The organism is Kribbella sp. NPDC055110, assembly GCF_053607525.1.
The window spans coordinates 41,726-62,284 of the sequence record NZ_JBSGTS010000026.1; the positions used below are offsets into that span (position 1 = coordinate 41,726).

Sequence of the window (20,559 nt, forward strand, 5' to 3'; positions counted from 1 at the left end):
GTCAATTCTAGGAGAACGTGAACTCTAGGGTTCGGGAGGTCTCCAGGTAGGTCTTCAGGTTGGCGAGGATCGGGGCCCAGCCGTTCCGCCAGCCCTCGATGGTGTCCTCGGCGATCCGGTCGTGTACGACCTGCAGTTTCACCACGTTCTTCCCGGCCGGCTCGATCGTGAACGTGACGCGGCCCGGGTCATCTGTCTGAGCTTCGTTCTTGAATGTGTAGGCGAGCGTCTTCGGTTCGTCGTACACCAGGACCTCGCCGGAATCGGTCAGACTGTCGTTCGCGCTGTCGAAGAAGCGGACGGGCGAACCGACCGTCCAGTCGGACTCGATGCGGCGGCCGAACCAGTACAGCTGGGTGAACGCGCCCGAGGTGAGCGCCTCCCACAGCTTCTCCGGGGTGGTCGCGATGTAGGTCACATGGATCATTGCCGGCTTGCTCATTCTTCCTCCAAAGCCGCCTTGAGCGCGCTGAGCGCACGCAACTTGTCGCGTTCGTAGTTGCTCAGCCACCGTTCGGCGATCTCGTTGATCGGCACCGGGTTCAGGTAGTGGAGTTTGTGGCGTCCGCGTCTGACCGTCACCACGAGGTTCGCGTCCTCGAGGATCCGGACATGCTTCGTCACGCCCTGACGCGTCAGATCCGGCAACAGCTCACACAGCTCCTGCAGGCTCTGCCCGTTGCGCTCCCGCAAAGCGTCCAGCAACCGCCGCCGACCCTCGTCGGCCAACGCCTTGAACACCAACTCCACGCGTTCGACCATAGGCAACCAAAAGGTTGCCTGTCAATGCTGCGGACCGAAGAACGGGTAGTGGTCGGCTCCGGCCTGCGGGCTCGGGCGGGGTGGAGTGGGAGATGGATCGCCGGGCGGGAGGACTACCCGTTCTTCGGTACGGTCAGTCGTCCCAGAAGAGACGGGCGACGGTGTTGTGGGCGCGGCGGGTGGTGCGGAGGTAGTCGTCGGAGAAGCGACCCGACTCGCCGGGCGGGTAGCCGCAGATCTGGGCCACGGCGGCCAGGTCGCGCGGATCGCGCGGGAGGGAGTCGCCGGGACGGCCGCGGACGAGCATGATCGCGTTGCGGATCCGGGTGGCCAGCACCCAGGCCGCCTGCAGTGTCTCGGCCTCGGCGGGGTCGACGAGCTTGGCTTCCACCCCGGCCCGGAGCGCGGTGAGTGTGCGCGTCGTACGGAGACTGGGAACGCGATGCGCCTCGCGGAGTTGCAGGAGCTGAACGGTCCACTCGATGTCGGCGAGCCCACCGCGACCGAGCTTGGTGTGCGTACTGCGGTCGGCGCCGCGCGGCAGCCGCTCGGCATCGACGCGCGCCTTGATCCGGCGGATCTCCATCACGTCGCGCTCGCTCACACCGTTCACCGGATAGCGCAGCGGGTCGATCAGATCGCGGAACGCCTGGCACAGGTCGGCGTCGCCGCACAACGGCTCGGCGCGGAGCAGTGCCTGCGCTTCCCATACGGCCGACCAGCGCGCGTAGTAGGAGGCGTACGACGCCAACGTCCGAACCAACGGTCCTTGCCGGCCCTCGGGGCGCAGGTCCGCATCGATCGCGACGGCCGGATCGGCGCCGGGCAACGCCAGCATCCGGCGCAGCTCGGTCGCCGCCTGGGTCGCGAAGTCGGTCGCCTTCTTCTCGTCCGCGCCCGGGAGCGGGTCGTGCACGAACATCACGTCCGCGTCGCTGCCGTACCCGAGCTCGTGACCGCCGAACCGGCCCATCGCGACGATCGACATCCGGGTCGGTTCCGGCTCGCCCTTGGCGACGGCTCTGCGCGCGACCTCGAGCGCGGCCGTCAACGTGACGACGGCGATATCGGTCAGCCCGTCGCCGACGGTCTCGACGTCCAGCAGGCCGGACAGGTCCGCGGCCGCGGTCCGGAACAGTTCACGGCGACGTACGGCGCGGATCGCGGCGACCGCGGCCTCCGGCGAATCCTGCCGTCGGGCGGCGGCGGACATCTCGACGAGCAGGGCCTCCTGGGTGCGCGGCGTCAGCTCTCGCTCGTCGGCGAACATCGCGGTCGCTTCCGGGGCGCGCTGCAACAGGTCGACGGCGTACCGGCCGCTGGCCAGTAGGTGGGCCAGGCGCTCGGCCGACGCGCCCTCGTCGCGCAGCTGGCGCAGGTACCAGGGCGTCGAGCCGAGGGCGTCGGAGATCGTGCGGAACGCGAGCAGACCGGCGTCCGGATCGGGCGATTCGGCGAACCAGCCGAGCATCGCGGGCAGCAACGCCTTCTGGATCGACGAACGCCGCGAGACCCCCTCGGACAGGGCTTCGATATGCCGCAGCGCCGACGCGGGATCGGCGTACCCGAGGGCCGTCAGCCGCTGCTTGGCCGCCTCGGGCGTCAGACGCACTTCGTCGCCCGGGATCCGCGCGACCGCCGCAAGCAGCGGGCGGTAGAACAGCTTCTCGTGCAGGCGCCGTACCTCCAGCGCGTGCTTCTTCCACGCCGCGGTCAGATCGGCGACCGGGTTCTTCGTGAAGCCGAGCGAGCGGCCGAGCCGTCGCAGGTCGGCCTCGTCGTCCGGGACCTGATGCGTACGGCGCAGGCGGAACAGCTGGATGCGGTGCTCCATCGACCGCAGGAAGCGGTACGCATCCGCGAGTACGGCGCCATCCGTGCGGCCGACGTACCCGCTGCTCGTCAGGGCCTCCAGCGCGACCAGCGTCGTACCGCTGCGGACCGACTCGTCGCTGCGACCGTGCACGAGCTGCAGGAGCTGTACGGCGAACTCCACATCGCGCAATCCACCGGGACCGAGTTTGAGCTGGCGGTCCACGTCCGCTGCCGGAATGTGGTCGATGACGCGCCGGCGCATCGCCTGGACGTCGGCGACGAACCCTTCGCGATCGGCCGCGGACCAGGTGAGCTTGCCGATCTTCTCGGAGTACTGACGGCCGAGCTCCTGGTCGCCCGCGACCGGGCGGGCCTTGAGCAGGGCCTGGAACTCCCAGGTCTTCGCCCAGCGCTGGTAGTACGCGAGGTGGCTGTCGAGCGTGCGGACGAGCGGACCGGACTTGCCCTCCGGACGGAGCGCGGCGTCGACCGGCCAGAGCGTGCCCTCGCCGGTGTGCGCCGAGCAGATGCGCATGGCGGCCGCGGCCAGCTGCGTAGCGGTCTTGATGGCCGGCAGCTCCGGTTCGCCGTCGAGCGGCTCGGCGACGAACAGTACGTCGACATCGCTGACGTAGTTGAGTTCCCGGCCACCGCACTTGCCCATGGCAATGATCGCGAGGCGGCAGTCGGCGGCGCCGGGATGCGCGGCGAAGTACTGGTTGCGGGCGATGTGCAGCGCTGTTTCGAGCGCTCCCCCGGCGAGGTCCGCGAGTACGGCGGCCACCTCGTCGACGAGCAATCCCTCGGCGAGATCCCGGGCCGCGAGCCGGAGCAGCAGGCGGCGGTACTCGACCCGCAGCGCGTCGACCGGGTTGTCCGCGTCGACGGCGGTCGCTAGCTTGGCGGCGACGTCCTCCACCGACGGCCGGGCCCCCGCGAGCGCAGGATCGGCGAGGTCGTACCAGTGCCGCGGATGTACGCCGAGATGCCGCCCGAGCGCCTCGCTCGCGCCGAGCACGTACACGAGCCGGCGCCGGAACCCGTCGTCCATCTCGAGCGTCCGGGCGAACGCGGCGAGGTCGTGCCTATTGCGGTGCAGCGCCTCGGCCATCCCGCACAGACTCTGCAGCGCCAGATCGGGATCGGCCGACTCCGACAGCGTCGTGATCAGCTGCTCGGTGGCCAGCGGACTGTGCGAGTCCAGCGCATCCAGGTCCTCGAGCATCCAGGCCGCCCGCCGCGGGTCCTCGAACCCCAGCCGAACCAGCCGCCCCTCCCACGACCCCCTACGCCCGTCAGCCACCCCCGCAGGCTACCCAATCCCCAACTTTGAGAAGCCACCAACCGTTTCCGGCGGCCCGAAATGGTTGGTGGCTTCTCAAAGTCGCGGCTGGATCTCGGGTTGGTTGCGGGGAATACACGGTGTCGTGTAGCGAATTCGCTCAGTAGTGGCATGATGGACGTCCATGGTGATGATGACGGGGTCGCTCGCCGTGCGCGGCACGGTGCTGTGGTTGACACCCCAGCAGGGCGGACGAGTCTCCGGGCCGCCGGATCCGGACTACGACTACGACTACACGGCGACCGCGTACCTCCCGCCCCGCACCCCCGAGGACGGCCAGGCCGGCATCGCGCTACGCCACTTCTCGCCCGGCGCCTGGCGGACACAGGCCGAGGGGATTCTCGTTCCTGCCAAGGGAAACCGGGCCCAGCAGGTGATCCCCGGCTGCATCGTGATCATCACCGAAGGCGTCCGCCCCGTCGGCCTCCTCACAGTCGAGGAAGTCAACGCTCTGGCCCCCGACGGCACCCCGGTCGTTGCCGCCACCCCCACACTCGAAGCAGCTGTCCAGACGCCCCCGGTCGCCACCGAGCCGCCGTACCGGCACTCCACCGCAGCCTCCCGCTGGACCTCCCAACACGCCTCCGACGACGCCCCACCCCAACCCGCCGGCGTCTGAAACCCTGGGTACGGGCGTTCCTCGCGATCCCCGGCGTACTAGAGGACTGGGAGGAGTTTGTTGAGTTCGAAGGGGGTTACCTGGCGGCGGTAGTCCTGCCATTCGGCGCGTTTGTTGCGGAGGAAGAAGTCGAAGACGTGCTCGCCGAGGGTTTCGGCGACCAGTTCGCTGTCCTCCATGGCGCTGATCGCTTCGGCGAGGCTGCCGGGCAGGGGCTTGATACCGAGGGCCTTGCGTTCGCGCGGCGTCAGGGACCAGATGTCTTCCTCGACCTCGACGGGGAGCTCGTAGCCTTCCTCGATCCCCTTCAGGCCGGCGGCGAGCATCAGCGCGAAGGCGAGGTACGGGTTCGCGGCCGAGTCGAGCGACCGGAACTCGACGCGCGAGGACTGGCCCTTGTGCGGCTTGTACATCGGCACCCGCACGAGCGCGGACCGGTTGTTGTGACCCCACGACACGAACGACGGTGCTTCGTCGCCGACCGCTAGCCGCTTGTACGAGTTCACCCACTGGTTCGTCACCGCGGTGATCTCGGCCGCGTGCTGGAGCAGGCCGGCGATGAACGCCCGCCCGGTCTTCGACAGCTGGTACTGCGCACCGCCTTCGAAGAACGCGTTCCGGTCACCTTCGAACAGCGACATGTGGGTGTGCATCCCGGAGCCGGGCTGATCGCTCAACGGCTTCGGCATGAACGACGCGTAGATGCCCTGCGACAGCGCCACCTCCTTCACCACGACGCGGAACGTCATGATGTTGTCGGCGGTCGACAGCGCGTCGGCGTACCGCAGGTCGATCTCCTGCTGACCCGGGCCGCCCTCGTGGTGACTGAACTCGACCGAGATCCCCATCGACTCGAGCATCGTGATCGCCTCGCGGCGGAAGTCGTTGCCGATGCCCTGCGGCGTGTGGTCGAAGTACCCGGACGAGTCGACCGGCTCCGGCGTCGTACCGGGCGCGCCGACCAGCGACTTGAACAGGTAGAACTCGATCTCCGGATGCGTGTAGAACGTGAACCCGAGATCGGCGGCCTTCGACAGGGTGCGCTTCAGCACGTGCCGCGGGTCGGCGAACGACGCGGAGCCGTCCGGCATGTTGATGTCGCAGAACATCCGCGCGGTGCCCATCGTCTCGCCCCGCCAGGGCAGGATCTGGAACGTCGACGGGTCCGGCTTGGCCAGCATGTCGGCCTCGGTCACCCGGGCGAACCCCTCGATCGCCGACCCGTCGAAACCGAGTCCCTCCGCGAACGCGCTCTCCAGCTCCGGCGGCGCGACCGCCACCGACTTCAGGAACCCGAGCACGTCGGTGAACCAGAGCCGCACGAAACGTACGTCGCGCTCCTCCAGCGCGCGCAGTACGAACTCCTGCTGCTTGTCCATCAGTCCACCTCTCACGAGCTCAACCCGGCGTCTCTCACAGTGTGCCCCGCCCTTGTTAAGCAGACGTTACGTGGCCGCGAGGACATGACCGCATTCAGGGCCTAGCGTGTCTCCTCGTGCAGACGATCTTCCACGCCGCCCTGATCGTGGCCGCGGTCCTCTGCCTCAGCGACCTGATCGTCAGCACCGCCCGTTTCGCGCAGTCGCTGCGGCGTACCCGACCTGCCGAGCGCGACGTGCTCGGGCGCCGCTGGCTGCCGGTCCCGGAGCTCGGGTTCGGCATGGTCGCGTTCTGCTGCCCGGGCCTCGTCACGCTCGGGCTGACGCATCACAACGCCGACAACCTGCCGACCCGCCAGATCCTGCTCGCCGCTCTGGTCTTCGGGTACGCCGGTGCCGTGCTGTCCCGCGTCGTCCGGACCCCTGGCCCCGGCGGACGCCGGTTCAAGCTACGCGCTGGCCTGCTGCTCGGCCTGCCGGCCGTGTTCGGCCTGGTCTTCGGCCTCTCGGGCATCGCGGTCTGAACTGCTCGACCTCCGCGCCTGGAACCACGGAGCAATACGTTCGAGCGGCGCGAACGCGAGCCAGCACACCACGGTCGGCAGGAAGTGGATCAGCAGGATCGCCGTGTTCGCCACGTGGAACCCGATGAAGAACAGCGCCCCGAGCAGCTGCCACCGCCCCTTGAGCCACAGGATCACCGGCGAGCAGAACTCCCCGATGATGCCCACCCACTGCATCACGTGCAGCATCCACGGGTGATGCAGCAACCACTCTCCGACCGGGTGCGGCCGCCGTACGATCGCCCAGGTCAGGATGGCGCTGTTCGGCCAGGCGAGCGTCCAGCCGGCACCGCGGAGCTTGGCGATCGCGGACAGGAAGTAGGTCGCGATCACCGAGATCTGGATGCACCGGATCGCCCAGCCGGCCGCCTCGGACTTCGTCTGGTCCGCGTACGGCGAGACGTCGCGACGCCACCGTAGGCTCCAGCCGCTGCGCCGGGGCGCCACCGTCGGCAGGACCCAGAGGGCTACGACGAGGGCGAGATGGTCGTGATCGACCTTGCCGTCGCTCATGCCGATCAGCACCCACCAGGTGAACGCCGGAGCGACCACCCAGCCCGCGAGTCGCGGCAGCCGGTTGGTCGCTGCGATCAGGCAGGCCGCGATCAGTACGACGTACAGGGCGGTCGTGTTCGCGACGGACGGCTTGGGTAGGTCGAGGAGCCTGGCCAGCAGCAGCGGCTGGTACAGGCCGGGGTGCTCGCCCTTGTCGCGGGTGTCGCGGACGAACGCGTGCATGTCGAGGATGACGAACAGGTACAGAATCGTCCGCAGCCACGCGATCCGGGCGAGGGCGATCGTCGGCGTGAACCAGTCGGCGAACTTCATCGACGTACCTCCCAGGTCGCCAGCACCTGGGACGTCGGCGGTCCTTCGACCCGGCCCTTCACCAGTTGGGTCGTGTCGCGGATCAGTTCGAGCTTCACGTACTTCGGCTGGTCAGGATGCTTGCGCGCCCACCCGTCGGCGACCTGCTGTAACAACGACGGGTCGTTCGCGATCTCCCCGGCCCGCGCCTCGATCTCGGCCCGCGCGACCCCGGCGCCCTCGATGTTCAGCGGTACGTCGACCGTGGTGCCGGCGTCCGTCACCGCGCTGACCCGCGTGAAGTCGATCTTGGCGTCGTCCGCGACCGATCCGGCGTACTGCGACATCGGCCCGAACGGCCAGGCGTCGTCAGTGGCCCGCACCGATCCGTTGATCAGCAGGCCGATGCCGACAACCGCGACGAGCACCCGCAGTCCCTTGCCGGCCCGCCTCACCCGCACCACGTCCGGCGCCTGACTCTGTGTCACCACGTCATTAGATCATTCCGGTTTGGGGCACTCGATGGTAGGGGATTTTCTATAACATGACCGCCCCAGAAAGATTCCAACGTGAGCAGGCATCAGCACTGGTGTCCCGGCGTACGATCCTCGGCGCGACCGCCGGCGGCGTACTGCTCGGTGGCATCACCGTTCCGACAGCAGCGCACGCCGCCCCCGCGCCGCGCTGCTACACGCGCACCGAATGGTCGGCGCGCCCGCCCAAGTCCGCGACGCAGGTGATCGCCAAACCCGATCACATCGTCATCCACCACACCGCGAGCCCGAACGTCACCGACTACTCGCTCGCCGCGGCGTACAAGGTCCAGCACTGGATCCAGGACCTGCACATGGACACCAACGGCTGGATCGACATCGGCAACCAGCTGACGATCAGCCGCGGCGGGTTCCTGATGGAGGGCCGGAGCAAGTCGCTGTCATCGATCAACAACGGGCAGAACGTGCTCGGCGCGCAGACCGCGAACAACAACAGTCACACGATCGGCATCGAGCACGAAGGCATCTACGTCAGCGAGGACGTGCCGGTCGCACTGTTCGACATGTCGGCGCTGACGTGCGCGTGGTTGTGCACGAAGTACGGTCTGGATCCGCAGGTTGCGATCGTCGGGCACCGGGACTACAACTCGACGCAGTGCCCGGGTGACGTGTTCTACGCGCGGCTCCCGGAGTTGCGCGATCGCGTGTCCGCGATCCTCCTGGGCTGATACGTGATCCTTCGGATCAGCAGCTCGAACGGTCCGCGGTAGTTGGCGCGTCGCAGCCGGTCGGCGATCAGTACGGTCGCCAGCCAGGTCGCGACGGCGAGCAGAGCCGTCGTGGTCGTGGTGAGTGTGTGCGACAGATCAAGCAGGTACGGCGTGAACACGATCGCCCAGACGACGGACTGGGCCAGGTAGCACGTCAACGATCGTTGTCCGACGGCGGCGATCGCCCGGGTCACAGCGCCCCGGCGGTCGCCCCCAGAACGGCTCAGCCGGTGCGCGATCAGGACGATGAGAGCGGCGTACCCGAATCCGCCGAAGACACCGGTTGCGTCGTGCAACGGTCCGAGGATCGTCAGCGCGTGGTCGCTCGGCCGGGTGAGTACGCCGCCCACGACGAGCGAGACCGGGAGGGCGCCGAGGATCGCGATCGTGAGGCCGAGCAGGGCCGTCGTACGCAGCAACGTGCGGTGCTCAGCCGGACGTTCGAGGATCCGGCGGCGGCCCGCCCACAAGCCGATCAGGAACGGCGTGACGAACCCGATCCAGGCGAGGCCGGCGATGAACGGTTGCACGGTCAACCGGTCGGCGAGCTGCCCGAGGAAGGTTGCCGGGAGCATCGAAGGGTCAGGCCCTTCGGCGGAGCCGGCGAGGGTGTCGTCGCTGGGCAGTGCGGTGAGGACGAGGACGACGGTGGCGACGACGAACAGCCAACGGGCCTTCCAGCGCAGGGCCCACACGCCGAGGAACAGGAGTACGCCGTACGCCGCGAGGATGTCGCCGATGTAGAGCAGCATCGCGTGCAGGAACCCGAGCACGATCAGGACGAGACTGCGGCGCCACAGCAGCTTGCGGATCGGCCACCAAGCATTACCAGCTTCGCGTTGGCGGCGGACGATCTGCGCCACGCCGTACCCGAAGAGGACGCCGAACATCGGGAACGCGCGACCGTCGACGAGAGTCGAGATCAGCAGGCCGAGCACGCGGTCGACCGGTGATCCGGAGGTCGGGAAGCCGCCGAAGTAGGCGTTGCCGGAGATGAAGTAGTGCGAGTTCGCGAGGGCGATGAACAGCAGCATGAAGCCGCGGGCGAGATCCGGTCCCAGTGCGCGTTCGCTCAGCCCGGTCGGTCCGCCCTGGATGCTCATGACTCCCAGTCAATCCGCCCACCGCCGGCGACACATCCAACGAAAGTCCCTACGCAGTGAACCTTCGTCGCTGTTCGATATCTACATGCACGGTACGTCGTGGCTCACGATCGCCACCGCCGACCCGGCGCGCGTCGCCACCGAACTCAGGCCACTCGAGATCGCCCGCACCGAATGGCTGATGACGATCGCGCCGGCCGACCAGGTGGCGCATCCGGTGCCGCCGCCGTACACCCTCAACTCTTTGGGCTGGACCACCGTCACGCCCCTGCTGGTCGCCCGTACAGAGTCCTGAACAGCCTCGACCAGCCGACGCCCGTCGCCACACACCGTCCCGCACCCGAACTACGGACCTGGGGAGGATTTCTTCCCGGATCGGGCAGGAAATCCTCCCCATACCCTCGCGGTGTGCAGCTCGACAGGACGTGTCGGGTGGCTGGGTAGTGCAGTTGAGCGTGATCGGGTCCGCGCGTACGGCGTCTCGCCGGTGCACTACCTGTCGAGCTGCACACCAGCCCCTTGCTGGTAGCCCGCACCTCGGTAGCCTCGAGACGGTGAAGCAGATCATCGCGTTCACCGGACTGCCGGGAACCGGAAAGTCGACCCTGGCCGAACGCCTGGCGACGGAAACCGGAGTCCCGGCTTTCGCCGGTGACTGGTTGCTCGGAGCACTCAGACCGCACGGCGTCCTCGACGGCCTCGACCGTCCGGCGTTCCTGGCGATGTACTACGACCTCCTCGGAAGCCTCGTCGAACGGCAGCTGATGCTCGGGCAGTCCGCAATCGTCGACTGTCTGATCAATCAGGAGATCGCGGAGCGGTGGGGGCGACTGGCCGGACGGTACGGCGGGCAGTTGCGGATCGTGGAATGCGTCTGCAGTGATGAAAGCGAGCATCGCCGGCGGCTCGAAGGGCGACGGCGGGGGATCCCTGGGTGGCATGAGGTGGGGTGGGATCACGTTGTACGGATGCGGAGTGAGTATGCGCAGTTGGAGGGGGTGCGGGTGACTGTGGATGCGATGGAGGGGATGGAAGAGAACCTTGATCGGGTGCGGAGTTTCCTTCGGCGTTGGTAAGAGGTTGGTGAGGGGCGTGGGGTCGGGCCTGGTGAACCAGTAATGTGCTCTCGTGCCTCAGCTTCGGGTAGCGCTTGCTCAGCTCAATGTGACCGTGGGTGATATCGACGGGAACACCGACAAGATCGTCGCGTGGACCCGGAACGCGGTCGAGCGAGGTGCGCACGTGGTCGCGTTCCCGGAGCTCGGGCTGACCGGTTACCCGGTGGAGGATCTCGCGCTGCGCGCGTCGTTCGTGGACGCCTCACAGTCCCGGATCCACTCGCTCGCGCAGCGGCTCGCCGACGAAGGACTCGGCGACATCGTGGTGATCTGCGGGTACCTCGACCGGGCCGGCGGTACGGCGATGGGCATCGACCGCCTCGGCCGCCCGAAGGGCTCCCCCACCAACGCCGCCGCGGTCATCCATCAGGGTCGCGTCGTCACGAGCGCCGTGAAGCACCACCTGCCGAACTACGGCGTCTTCGACGAGTTCCGGCACTTCGTTCCCGGCAACACGTTGCAGGTCGTCCGCATCCACGGCGTCGACGTCGCCCTGGTGATCTGCGAGGACCTCTGGCAGGACGGCGGCCCGGTCGCGGTCACCCGCGAGGCCGGCGCGGGCCTGCTGCTCGTCGTCAACAGTTCGCCGTACGAGGCCAACAAGGACGACGTCCGCGGTGATCTCGTACGGCGCCGCGCCCGCGAGGCCGGCTGCGCGCTCGCGTACGTGAACCTGGTCGGCGGCCAGGACGAACTGGTCTTCGACGGCGACTCGCTGATCGCCGATGCCGAGGGCACGGTCTTCGCCCGCGCACCGCAGTTCGAGCAGGGCAGCATGGTCGTCGACCTCGACCTCCCGGCCGCCTCGGGTACGCCGTCCGGCACCCACGAAGGCATCGAGATCGTGCACACGGTCCTCCAGGACGACGAGCTCCCGCCGTACGACGCGATCGAGGCGAACATCGCGCCGCGGCTGTCCGACGAGGCCGAGATGTACGGCGCGATCGTCACCGGCCTGCGCGACTACGTGCAGAAGAACGGCTTCAAGTCGGTGCTGCTCGGACTGTCCGGCGGAATCGACTCCTCGCTGGTCGCCGCGATCGCCTGCGACGCGATCGGCGCCGAGCACGTGTTCGGGATCTCCAACCCGAGCGTGTACTCCAGCGACCACTCCAAGGACGACGCCGCCGACCTCGCCGCGCGCACCGGCCTGAACTACCGCGTCGTACCGATCCAGCCGATGGTGCAGCCGTTCCTGGACACGCTCGGACTGACCGGGCTCGCCGAGGAGAACCTGCAGGCGCGGGTCCGCGCGGTGATCTGGATGGGCCTGTCGAACGCCGACGGCCACCTGGTGCTTGCCTGCGGCAACAAGTCGGAGCTGTCGGTCGGGTACTCGACGATCTACGGCGACGCGGTCGGCGGGTACGCGCCGCTGAAGGACGTCCCGAAGACGCTCGTCTGGCGGCTCGCGAAATGGCGGAACGCCGACGCGAAGGAGAAGGGTCAGCAGCCCCCGATCCCGGCGAACTCGATCGCCAAGCCGCCGTCCGCCGAGCTTCGCCCCGGGCAGCAGGACACCGACTCGCTGCCGCCGTACGACCTGCTCGACGACATGCTGGACGACTACGTCGAGCAGGACCGCGGCAGTGCGGAGCTCGTCGCCGCCGGGTTCGACACCGAGTTGGTCACCAAGGTGATCCAGCTCGTCGACCGGGCCGAGTACAAGCGCCGGCAGTACCCGCCGGGCCCGAAGATCACCCACAAGGCCTTCGGCCGGGACCGCCGGTTGCCGATCACCAATGCATGGCGTGAGGACGCACGAAAGGCGGCCGAGCACTGAGCGACTCCTGGCGGTACCGACCGTCCGAACCCGACCCTTGGGCCCAGGACCAGCCTTGGGGCTCCACCGAGGAGACCCACGACCGCTCCGGCCTGCCCAAAGAGACGTACCGCGACGATGTGAGCGATCGCTCACCTACAGGCGGTGGCGCTCACCCTCCGCATCGGTGGGACGATGAAGGCATGGTTGACAACTACCTGTCGGCCGGTACCCAGGGTGACGACGAGGAGTTGCCCTCGCCGTACGGGACCGGACCGGCGCAACGGGCAACCGAGGAACACCGCCGCTCGGACTACGACAACGACGCCTGGCGGGACCGCGACTCTGCTACGTCTGGGTGGGGTCTCGACCCATCGCCGTCACTGCCGAACGCGCCGCGGACATACGAACGCGGCCCGGTGCCGCAACAGCCGTACGTCCCGAAACCGCCGTACCTGCCTAGCGCGCCACCCCCTTCACAGCAGCCGCCACGGGTAGAGCCGCGGGAGTACTACGGGGAGTCGCGGGAGGAGTCGTACGGGCGGGAGTACCAGGAGCAGAACCCGTTCCGGCCGCAGCCGCCGGCGCAACAGCCTCCGCAGGCACCGCCGCCGGGGCGGCCAAGTCCGTTCGGGCCTGGGAGTAACGGTGTGTCAGGTGGGGCGCAGGCGCGGCCGGCTCAGCCGCCGGTGCCTCCGTCTTCGGCGCCTCCGTCTCAGGCGCCTTCGGCTCCGGGTGGCAGCGGTACGCCGCAGCGCCCGTCGAACGGCAGCGCGAACTGGAGCAGTCCGGCACCACAGACCAGCCCGTTCCCTCCACAGCCGCCTACTGGTGGTCAACCTGCGGCGAGCAACGGAACAGGCAACGGGCTGAACCATGGGTCAAGCAATGGGCTTGGTGGCCACGGCTCGAGCAACGGCCTGGGTAGTCACGGGTCGAGTAACGGCAATGGGTTCAGCAGCAACGGGTCTGGTAATGGGTTGAGTAACGGGTTGGGTTCGCAGCAGCCGCCGCGGCCTCCGCAGCGTCTGCAACCACCAGACGGGCCGCGTGCCCAGGAGTCGAGCCGCGGTCAGGAACCACCCCGGCGCTACGAGCCAGGCCCTGGCCCCGAACCGATCTGGAGCCACGACCGCGCCCCCGAGCCGACTCGCCCACCCGAGCCGCCCCGCCCAGCTGAGCCACTCCGCTCGGCCGAGTCGGACGACGCTCGTCACCAAGAAGAAGCAGTCCGGCAAGAGCCGCCCCGTCAGCAGGAAGACACACGCTTAGCAGAAGAACACCAACGACGCGTGGAGGCTCTGCAGCGCGAAGGCGCCCAGCGACGCGAGGAAGCCCACCGCCGCGAAGAGGCACAACGGCGCGAAGAAGCTCAGCGACGTGAAGAGGCACAACGGCGCGAGGATGCGCAACGGCGTGAAGAAGCCCAGCGACGCGAAGAGGCTCAGCGGCGCGAGGACGCTCTGCGGCGGGAGGATGCGCAGCGGCGGGAGGATGCGCAGCGGCGTGAGGAGATACTGCGGCGCGAAGAAGCTCAGCGGCGTGGTGAGGTTGAGGAGACTCAGCCTCAGGAGATTCGGCTTCGGGCGGGTGGGCCGGACGCGGCTCCTGGTGTGCGGGACAACGGGTATCTGTCGGACCCGAGTGCCGAGTACGAAAGCAACGCACCGGTGAGCGACGAGCCTGTTGGCGATCAGCCACACGTACCTGGCGCGGCTCGCCCGATCGGCGCCCGTCGGCGCGCGGGCGTCCAGCAGGACGCCCCCAGCCGGGTCTCCCCAGAACAGGCCACCTCACACCGAGCCGGACGCCGCGCACAACCAACCAGTCCGTTGCCAAACAACCCCCTCGGCACCGGCGCAGCTGCAGGCGGCGGGGCGGCAGCGGGCAGCGGCGCGGCAGCTGGTGCAGTTGCCGGCAACGCGTCCGCGGGCGGCGTGGGCTCAGCAGGTCCATCCGCCGGCGACACGGCCGCGGGCAGTGTGGGCTCGGCAGGTCCGGCCGCCAGTAACACGGCCGCGGATGGTGGGCCGCGGGTGGTGGCTGGTGTTGCGCCGCGTAGGGAGGCGGAGGTTTCGCCGTACGGCGGGGGTGCTGGGAAGCCGGCCGATGGGGTGAAGCGGCCGCGGCGGTACCGGATCCATCACCTGCGGGACTTCAAGAGTCGTGGTGAGAAGTGGGCGATGCTGACGGCGTACGACCAGTACACCGCCGAGATCTTCGACCAGGCCGGGATCCCCGTCCTGCTTGTCGGTGACTCCGCCGCGAACAACGTGTTCGGCTACGACACCACCCTCCGGGTGACGGTCGACGAGCTCATCCCGTTGGCGCGTGCGGTTGCCGGTGCGGTCGAGCATTCGCTGGTGGTCGCGGACCTGCCGTTCGGTTCGTACCAGGCGTCGCCGGAGCAGGCGTTCCACACGGCGGTGCGGTTCATGAAGGAAGCCGGCGTACACGCGGTGAAGCTCGAGGGCGGGCGGACCGTCGTACCGATGGTCGAGAAGCTCACGCAGTCCGGCATCCCGGTGATGGCGCATATCGGTTTCACGCCGCAGAGCGAGCACAGCATCGGCGGGTACCGCGTCCAGGGCCGGGGCGATCAGGCCGCCGGTCTGATCGACGACGCCGTGGCGCTCGCCGAGGCCGGTGCGTTCTCGGTGGTGCTGGAAATGGTCCCGGGCGATGTCGCCGCGGAGATCACCAAGCGCATCCCGATCCCGACGATCGGCATCGGCGCCGGCCGCGACACCGACGCCCAGGTGCTGGTGTGGCAGGACATGGCCGGTCTGCGCTCGGGCACGATGCCGCGCTTCGTCAAGCAGTACGCCGACCTGCGCGGCATCCTGACCAACGCCGCCACCACGTACGCGTCCGAGGTCGCCTCAGGTGCCTTCCCGGGAGACGAACACACTTTCTGACGCGACTCTCCGCACCTCCCCGGTAGCTGTCCGCAAACGGTCGGCGAACCCTTGTCCGGCCGATTGCATCGGTTCACGATGTTTCGGCAAAGGGGAGGCCATTGATGATCCGTCGATTCGTTGTTGCCATCGGAGTTTCGTTCGCGCTGGTCGCCGGCGCGCTGACATCGATTCCGGCCGCGAGCGCCGTACAAGCTCGTCCGAGACCGGCGAGCTACACGCCGCCGCCGGTGCAGTGGGGTACGTGTACCGATCCGCGCCTGGCCGCGCGCGGCGCGCAGTGCGGGTACGTCGTCGTACCGCTCGACTACAGCCGTCCGAACGGGACGAAGATCCAGCTCGCGGTGTCGCGCATCAAGCACAAGACGCCCGACGCGCAGGCCCAGGGCCCGATGCTGGTGAACCCGGGCGGACCGGGCGGCTCGGGCCTGATCTACGCGGTGTTCGGTGAGTTCGTCCCGAACGGCGCCGGCGACGCGTACGACTGGATCGGGTTCGACCCGCGCGGTGTCGGCTCCAGCAGGCCCGCGCTGAGCTGCATCCCGGACTACGCCGGCTACAACCGCCCGCTGTACGTCCCGGTGACGCGGCAGATCGAGCAGGTGTGGCTGCAACGCTCCAGGGCGTATGCCGCGGCCTGTGACAACGCGCAGCACGCGCTGCTCGGTCACCTCACCACGCTCGACTCGGTCCGCGACATGGAGAGCATCCGGACGGCCCTCGGCGCCCCGCAGATCAACTACTACGGGTTCTCCTACGGCACGTACCTCGGCCAGGTGTACGGAACGCTGTACCCGAACCGCTTCCGCCGCGTCATCTTCGACGGCGTCGTGAACGCGACCCGCGTCTGGTACGACGCCAACCTCGACCAGGACTTCGCGTTCAACAAGAGCGTGAAGGTGTTCTTCGCGTACGTCGCCGCGCACAACTCCACCTGGCATCTCGGCACCACCGAGGCCCAGGTCGAACTCCGGTACTACGCCGAACTGAAGAAACTCATCGGCCATCCCGCCGACGGCAAGATCGGCCCGTCCGAATGGAACGACATCTTCACGCAGGCGGCGTACTACGTGTACGGCTGGGTGGATGTCGCGAACGCGTTCGCGGCATGGGTCCACAACCACGACGCCGCGCCGCTGGTCGACCTGTACGGCAGTCCGCCGTTCGACGACAACGGGTACGCCATCTATCTGGGTGTGTCCTGCACCGACGCCAAGTGGCCGACGAACTGGCAGACGTGGCGGCGGGACAACTGGAGCATCTATGCGAAGGCGCCGTTCCTGACCTGGAACAACGCCTGGTTCAACGCACCGTGCGCCTTCTGGCCGGCGAAGGCCGGTCACCCGGTGAAGGTCGACGGCAGCCGGGTCCAGAGTCTGTTGATGATCAACGAGACCCTCGACGCCGCGACGCCGTACTCGGGCGCACTGCAGACCCGCAAGACGTTCCCGAACGCGGTCCTCATCGAAGGTGTCGGTGGCACCACGCACGCGGGCTCGTTGTCCGGCGTCACGTGCACTGACGACCGCATCGTCGCGTACCTGCAGACCGGTGCGCTACCGCCACGGGTGTCGGGCAATCGTTCCGATGTGCAGTGCCCGCCGGTTCCGGCGCCGCAGCCTGAGGCCGCGGTGGCCGCTGCGACAACAAAGTCCGGTGCGCTGCGTCACGCCCTCAGGCCGTCATATCCATGGGAGCGATGAGCGCTCGGTCCAGTACTCCTCGGGTTCTTGTGCGAACTCGGTGAGTGGGCCGTCGGTGCGGTAAGCGAGGTTGCTGGCCAGTTGGGCCGTCGTGGTTGCTCCGCTGAGGACCACGTCGGCCCACGGCTGAGCGACGGCTGCGCCGATGGCCAACGCGTCAGGTGCGACGCCGTGCTGCTGAGCGAACTCGTTGAACGGCGTCTCGCCCGCGCGGGATGTGAGGCGGCCGTTGGCGACAACCTCCTTCACAACGACGAACCAGCCGGCGTCGTGCGCTTCCGCGAGGGCGGCGCCCGCTGACGTCTCCAGGACGTTCCAGGTGGCTTGTACGGCGGAGAACGGCGTACTGGAGGACAACGCCTTGCGCAGCGTCTCGGCTTGTCGTGGACCGCTCGTGGAGAGCCCGACGCGGACACCGGAGTCCGCCAGCTCGCGCAACCGATCCAGCAAGCGCTTGTCCTCGAGTGCGGGACTGTCGGACGTCAGGCTGTGCACGAGGTAGAAGTCCGGTGGTCCACCGAGCGCTTGAAGGGTCTCCGGCCATTGGCGTTCGAACGTCGCGAGGCTGTGGTCCTTCACCTCGTGCGTGTCCACGTCGTGCCGCCAGTCGGCGACGTACGTGTAACCCCATTTCGACCCGACGGTCATCGCCGTACGGCGTTGCGGTGTGATCCACTCGCCGAGGAACTGCTCGGCAAGACCGTACGAACGCGCGGCGTCGAAGTACCGAACACCTGCATGCCAGGCCTGCTCCAGCAGCTCGTGCGTCCGCACCCGCAGGTCCTCGACGGCACGTCGCGGCGGCAGGTCCTCGTCGTGCCCGAGATTGATGTACCCGGGACGCCCGAGCGCTGCCAGTCCAAGACCGATACTTGCCATGCTTCCGATCGTAGATGTCCACAGCAACCATGTGAGACGCGCCGCGGCACCCGACGCCGAGCGAGCAGTTTCCCTTAGCGTTTTGTGGTGTGAGCGAATCCCAGTTGCCACCACCAGGAACGGTCCGACACCGTACGACGGCCCGCGTGCTGCCGGTGCGTCCGGACGGCAAGGTGCTGCTGCTGCACGGCTGGGATCCGCTGAAGCCGCAGTCGCCGTACTGGTTCACGATCGGCGGCGGCGTCGAATCCGGTGAGACCGTCGCGGAAGCGGCCGGCCGCGAACTGCGCGAAGAGGTCGGCGTCGTGCTGCCGATCGACGCGCTCGGCGCACCGGTGGCGACGAACACGATCGAGTTCGAGTGGGGCGGGTGCCGGATCATCCAGCACCAGACGTTCTTCGCGGTCGCGGTGGACAGCGTCGACGTGACGTTCGCGAACCAGGAGGAGCTGGAACTGCAGACGATCAGCGCGCACGGCTGGTGGTACGGCGACGACCTCGAGGCGACCGGTCAGGCCGCGCACGTCACGATCCCCGGAATGCTCCGGCGGGCAGCGGACGTGATCACACTGCGGCGGGCTTCCTGAGTCAGCGCTTGCGCGCCTCTTTCAGGACCTTCTTGGGGACCTTCTTGTCCACCTCGTAGTGCACGCGATCGAGCCGCTCGGCGCAGCCTGCCTTGGACAGGCGCAGCAGGACCACCGGGCACTTCTTGCACCTCGGCTTGTCCTTGCAGCACTTCTTCTTCGCGGTCATCGACGGCACCCGGCGAGCGTAGGTGAGGCATACCTAACCCGTCTAGACGTCACGTGGCGATCGTGGCGGACGTCACGCGAGCTGTCCGCTCAGAAGTTCGCGCGCCTCGACAAGTGACGGTCCGTACCAGGTCAGATGCCGCCCGGATACACACCGCGCGGGTTTCGTGAACACCTCCGGTCCGTCGTCGGGAGAAAACGGATAAGGCTCGTCCGGCAGCACCACGAGGTCGTAGTCGGGTAACACGTCCGGGTCGAATCGCGGATAACGTTCACCGGATTCATTCAGCACGTTGTCGATGCCGATCCTCGACAACAGATCGCCCGCGAACGTGTCCCGGCCGAGCGCCATCCACGGCCGCCGCCAGATCGGTACAACGGCCCGCCGGCGCATTCCGGCGTACGGCGTACTCCACACCGCGCGCGCATCGCGCAACCACTGCGGTTCGCCGCCGACGATCGCGGACAGCATGCGACCGAGCGAGTCGAGTGATTCCGGCACCGTCGTCGGCGCCGTCACCCAGACCGCGATTCCACGGCTGCGCAACGCGTCGAGATCGGCCGCGCGATTCTCCTCGGCGTTCGCGACGACGACGTCCGGTGCGAGTTCGCGGATGCGCTCGACATCGGGATTCTTGGTACCGCGAACACGGACGACGTCGAGGTCCGCGGGATGCGTGCACCAGTCGGTCGCACCAACGATTTCGGTTGGATGCGTGACCGCGATCGACTCCGTCAACGACGGCACGATACTCACCACACGACGTACCTCGTCGGGTAGTTCGACGACGTTGCGCAGGTCGTCGTACGCACTCTTCATCTGCTCTTCGCACCTCACGTTCGCAGGACGTTGCCGAGGACAACACTCGTCGATCGGGGCAGTTGCGCGCCAGATTGCGCGCGTGTCGCCAAGAAAATATTCAGCCTATCCGGCATCCTCGAGGCGCGGCGGAATCCCTTCTGCACAAGGATTCTCGGCATTTACCCACGCACCCGCCGCGAGTTCTCCTTAACCTGCGGACGTTTCCGGTGCTTTACGTAGCGCACAAGTGTTGTCATCATCATGACGACGAGGAATCCACCGTGGTTTTCCTCAGCCGCACCAAGGAGGCAGAGTGCCAGCCAAGAAGGCAGCCGCAGGGAAGGCGACAGCCAAAAAGGCTTCTCCCGCCAAGAAGACTGTCGCGAAGAAGACCAGCGCCGCGAAGACGACAACCGCGCGCAAGGTCAGCGCAGCAAAGAAGACTGCGACGAAGAAGGTGAGTGCGGCCAAGAAGACCGCCGCCAAGAAGACGGTGGCGAAGAAGGCGCCGGCCAAGAAGACCACCGCCAAGAAGGCCCCCGCGAAGAAGGTCGCGGCCAAGAAGGCTCCGGCGAGGAAGGTCACGGCCAAGAAGACCGTCGCGAAGAAGGCGCCGGCGAAGCGCGCGACCGCTGCGAAGAAGACGACGGCAGCGCGCAAGACGACGGCGAAGAAGACGGTCGCGAAGAAGACCGTCGCCAAGAAGGCGCCGGCGAAGAAGGTCGTGGCGAAGAAGGCCCCGGCCAAGAAGGTCGCCGCCAAGAAGGCGCCGGCCCGCAAGGTCGCCGCGAAGAAGGCTCCCGTGAAGCGCGTCGCCGCGAAGAAGGCGCCGGCTCGCACCGCCGCGAAGAAGTCCGCGGTGAAGAAGACCGTTGCCAAGAAGGCACCGGCACGCAAGGCCCCGGCCAAGCGGGTAGCTCGCTGACCTTCACGTCAGCAAAGTCGCTAACAACTGAGGGGCACCATCA

At 67.9% G+C, this 20,559-nt stretch carries 21 protein-coding genes; 10 read left to right on the plus strand and 11 right to left on the minus strand.

All coding sequences use genetic code 11. The features are described from left to right. Nucleotides 1-7 precede the first annotated feature (7 nt). The 3 genes from ACWF0M_RS30730 to ACWF0M_RS30740 form a co-directional block, all read right to left on the minus strand. Complete coding sequence (locus ACWF0M_RS30730) at nt 8-442, minus strand: SRPBCC family protein (protein ID WP_452239218.1); 435 nt, start codon at nt 440-442, stop codon at nt 8-10. Beyond that, complete coding sequence (locus tag ACWF0M_RS30735; protein WP_452239219.1) at nt 439-750, minus strand: ArsR/SmtB family transcription factor; 312 nt, start codon at nt 748-750, stop codon at nt 439-441. The genes ACWF0M_RS30730 and ACWF0M_RS30735 overlap by 4 nt, the downstream gene beginning before the upstream one ends. A gap of 145 nt (nt 751-895) precedes the next feature. After that, entirely contained in the window at nt 896-3,880 is a 2,985-nt protein-coding gene (locus ACWF0M_RS30740) for a bifunctional [glutamine synthetase] adenylyltransferase/[glutamine synthetase]-adenylyl-L-tyrosine phosphorylase (RefSeq protein WP_452239220.1), read from the minus strand. Between the two features lie 163 nt (nt 3,881-4,043). On the opposite strand from ACWF0M_RS30740, the gene ACWF0M_RS30745 reads away from it, so the two are divergent. After that, nucleotides 4,044-4,538: a hypothetical protein gene (locus ACWF0M_RS30745; RefSeq protein ID WP_452239221.1), complete on the plus strand. Its 495-nt coding sequence runs from the start codon at nt 4,044-4,046 to the stop codon at nt 4,536-4,538. 38 nt (nt 4,539-4,576) lie between these two features. Here the strand turns inward: ACWF0M_RS30745 and glnA are convergent, their stop codons facing one another. Next, complete coding sequence (gene glnA / locus ACWF0M_RS30750) at nt 4,577-5,917, minus strand: type I glutamate--ammonia ligase (RefSeq protein WP_452239222.1); 1,341 nt, start codon at nt 5,915-5,917, stop codon at nt 4,577-4,579. Between the two features lie 116 nt (nt 5,918-6,033). Here glnA and ACWF0M_RS30755 point away from each other — a divergent pair, with 116 nt between their 5' ends. Further along, a complete protein-coding gene (locus ACWF0M_RS30755; RefSeq protein WP_452239223.1) occupies nt 6,034-6,441 on the plus strand; it encodes a hypothetical protein in 408 nt (135 codons plus the stop codon). Here ACWF0M_RS30755 and ACWF0M_RS30760 read toward each other — a convergent pair. Both ACWF0M_RS30760 and ACWF0M_RS30765 read right to left on the minus strand, forming a co-directional pair. Beyond that, nucleotides 6,367-7,308, minus strand: a complete 942-nt coding sequence (locus tag ACWF0M_RS30760; RefSeq protein ID WP_452239224.1) for an HTTM domain-containing protein — start codon at nt 7,306-7,308, stop codon at nt 6,367-6,369. The two genes, ACWF0M_RS30755 and ACWF0M_RS30760, sit on opposite strands and share 75 nt — an antisense overlap. Then, entirely contained in the window at nt 7,305-7,775 is a 471-nt protein-coding gene (locus ACWF0M_RS30765) for a hypothetical protein (protein WP_452239225.1), read from the minus strand. Before ACWF0M_RS30765 ends, ACWF0M_RS30760 begins: the two co-directional genes overlap by 4 nt. Nucleotides 7,776-7,831: 56 nt before the next feature. Between ACWF0M_RS30765 and ACWF0M_RS30770 the strand changes: the two genes are divergently transcribed. Next, nucleotides 7,832-8,509 carry a peptidoglycan recognition protein family protein gene (locus ACWF0M_RS30770; protein WP_452239226.1) on the plus strand — a complete coding sequence of 226 codons (678 nt, stop codon included), beginning with the start codon at nt 7,832-7,834 and terminating at the stop codon, nt 8,507-8,509. On the opposite strand, the gene ACWF0M_RS30775 is transcribed toward ACWF0M_RS30770, so the two are convergent. Further along, complete coding sequence (locus tag ACWF0M_RS30775) at nt 8,455-9,654, minus strand: DUF418 domain-containing protein (RefSeq protein WP_452239227.1); 1,200 nt, start codon at nt 9,652-9,654, stop codon at nt 8,455-8,457. The genes ACWF0M_RS30770 and ACWF0M_RS30775 overlap by 55 nt on opposite strands. A gap of 85 nt (nt 9,655-9,739) precedes the next feature. Here ACWF0M_RS30775 and ACWF0M_RS30780 point away from each other — a divergent pair, with 85 nt between their 5' ends. The 3 genes from ACWF0M_RS30780 to ACWF0M_RS30790 all read left to right on the plus strand — a co-directional run bounded on the left by ACWF0M_RS30780 (nt 9,740) and on the right by ACWF0M_RS30790 (nt 12,555). Further along, nucleotides 9,740-9,949 carry a hypothetical protein gene (locus tag ACWF0M_RS30780; protein WP_452239228.1) on the plus strand — a complete coding sequence of 70 codons (210 nt, stop codon included), beginning with the start codon at nt 9,740-9,742 and terminating at the stop codon, nt 9,947-9,949. A gap of 259 nt (nt 9,950-10,208) precedes the next feature. Next, on the plus strand, nt 10,209-10,730 hold the full coding sequence (locus ACWF0M_RS30785; RefSeq protein ID WP_452239229.1) for an AAA family ATPase: 522 nt from the start codon (nt 10,209-10,211) through the stop codon (nt 10,728-10,730). Between the two features lie 52 nt (nt 10,731-10,782). Then, the gene (locus ACWF0M_RS30790; protein WP_452239230.1) at nt 10,783-12,555 is read left to right on the plus strand and encodes an NAD+ synthase; all 1,773 of its coding nucleotides are present in this window, start codon (nt 10,783-10,785) and stop codon (nt 12,553-12,555) included. Nucleotides 12,556-13,802: 1,247 nt separating this feature from the next. On the opposite strand, the gene ACWF0M_RS30795 is transcribed toward ACWF0M_RS30790, so the two are convergent. Continuing rightward, nucleotides 13,803-14,237, minus strand: coding sequence for a hypothetical protein (locus tag ACWF0M_RS30795; RefSeq protein WP_452239231.1), 435 nt, complete (start codon nt 14,235-14,237; stop codon nt 13,803-13,805). Nucleotides 14,238-14,570: 333 nt separating this feature from the next. On the opposite strand from ACWF0M_RS30795, the gene panB reads away from it, so the two are divergent. Both panB and ACWF0M_RS30805 read left to right on the plus strand, forming a co-directional pair. After that, nucleotides 14,571-15,452, plus strand: coding sequence for a 3-methyl-2-oxobutanoate hydroxymethyltransferase (gene panB, locus ACWF0M_RS30800; RefSeq protein ID WP_452239232.1), 882 nt, complete (start codon nt 14,571-14,573; stop codon nt 15,450-15,452). A 104-nt stretch (nt 15,453-15,556) separates the two neighbouring features. Continuing rightward, nucleotides 15,557-17,155 carry an alpha/beta fold hydrolase gene (locus ACWF0M_RS30805; protein ID WP_452239233.1) on the plus strand — a complete coding sequence of 533 codons (1,599 nt, stop codon included), beginning with the start codon at nt 15,557-15,559 and terminating at the stop codon, nt 17,153-17,155. On the opposite strand, the gene ACWF0M_RS30810 is transcribed toward ACWF0M_RS30805, so the two are convergent. Next, nucleotides 17,135-18,034, minus strand: a complete 900-nt coding sequence (locus ACWF0M_RS30810) for an aldo/keto reductase (protein WP_452239234.1) — start codon at nt 18,032-18,034, stop codon at nt 17,135-17,137. The two genes, ACWF0M_RS30805 and ACWF0M_RS30810, sit on opposite strands and share 21 nt — an antisense overlap. A gap of 89 nt (nt 18,035-18,123) precedes the next feature. On the opposite strand from ACWF0M_RS30810, the gene ACWF0M_RS30815 reads away from it, so the two are divergent. Further along, complete coding sequence (locus tag ACWF0M_RS30815; protein ID WP_452239235.1) at nt 18,124-18,621, plus strand: NUDIX hydrolase; 498 nt, start codon at nt 18,124-18,126, stop codon at nt 18,619-18,621. A 1-nt stretch (nt 18,622) separates the two neighbouring features. On the opposite strand, the gene ACWF0M_RS30820 is transcribed toward ACWF0M_RS30815, so the two are convergent. Both ACWF0M_RS30820 and ACWF0M_RS30825 read right to left on the minus strand, forming a co-directional pair. Beyond that, on the minus strand, nt 18,623-18,799 hold the full coding sequence (locus tag ACWF0M_RS30820; RefSeq protein ID WP_157996160.1) for a hypothetical protein: 177 nt from the start codon (nt 18,797-18,799) through the stop codon (nt 18,623-18,625). Nucleotides 18,800-18,862: 63 nt separating this feature from the next. Next, nucleotides 18,863-19,609 carry a helical backbone metal receptor gene (locus tag ACWF0M_RS30825; RefSeq protein WP_452239236.1) on the minus strand — a complete coding sequence of 249 codons (747 nt, stop codon included), beginning with the start codon at nt 19,607-19,609 and terminating at the stop codon, nt 18,863-18,865. 295 nt (nt 19,610-19,904) lie between these two features. Between ACWF0M_RS30825 and ACWF0M_RS30830 the strand changes: the two genes are divergently transcribed. Next, nucleotides 19,905-20,516 carry a histone H1-like repetitive region-containing protein gene (locus tag ACWF0M_RS30830; protein ID WP_452239237.1) on the plus strand — a complete coding sequence of 204 codons (612 nt, stop codon included), beginning with the start codon at nt 19,905-19,907 and terminating at the stop codon, nt 20,514-20,516. Nucleotides 20,517-20,559 lie beyond the last annotated feature (43 nt).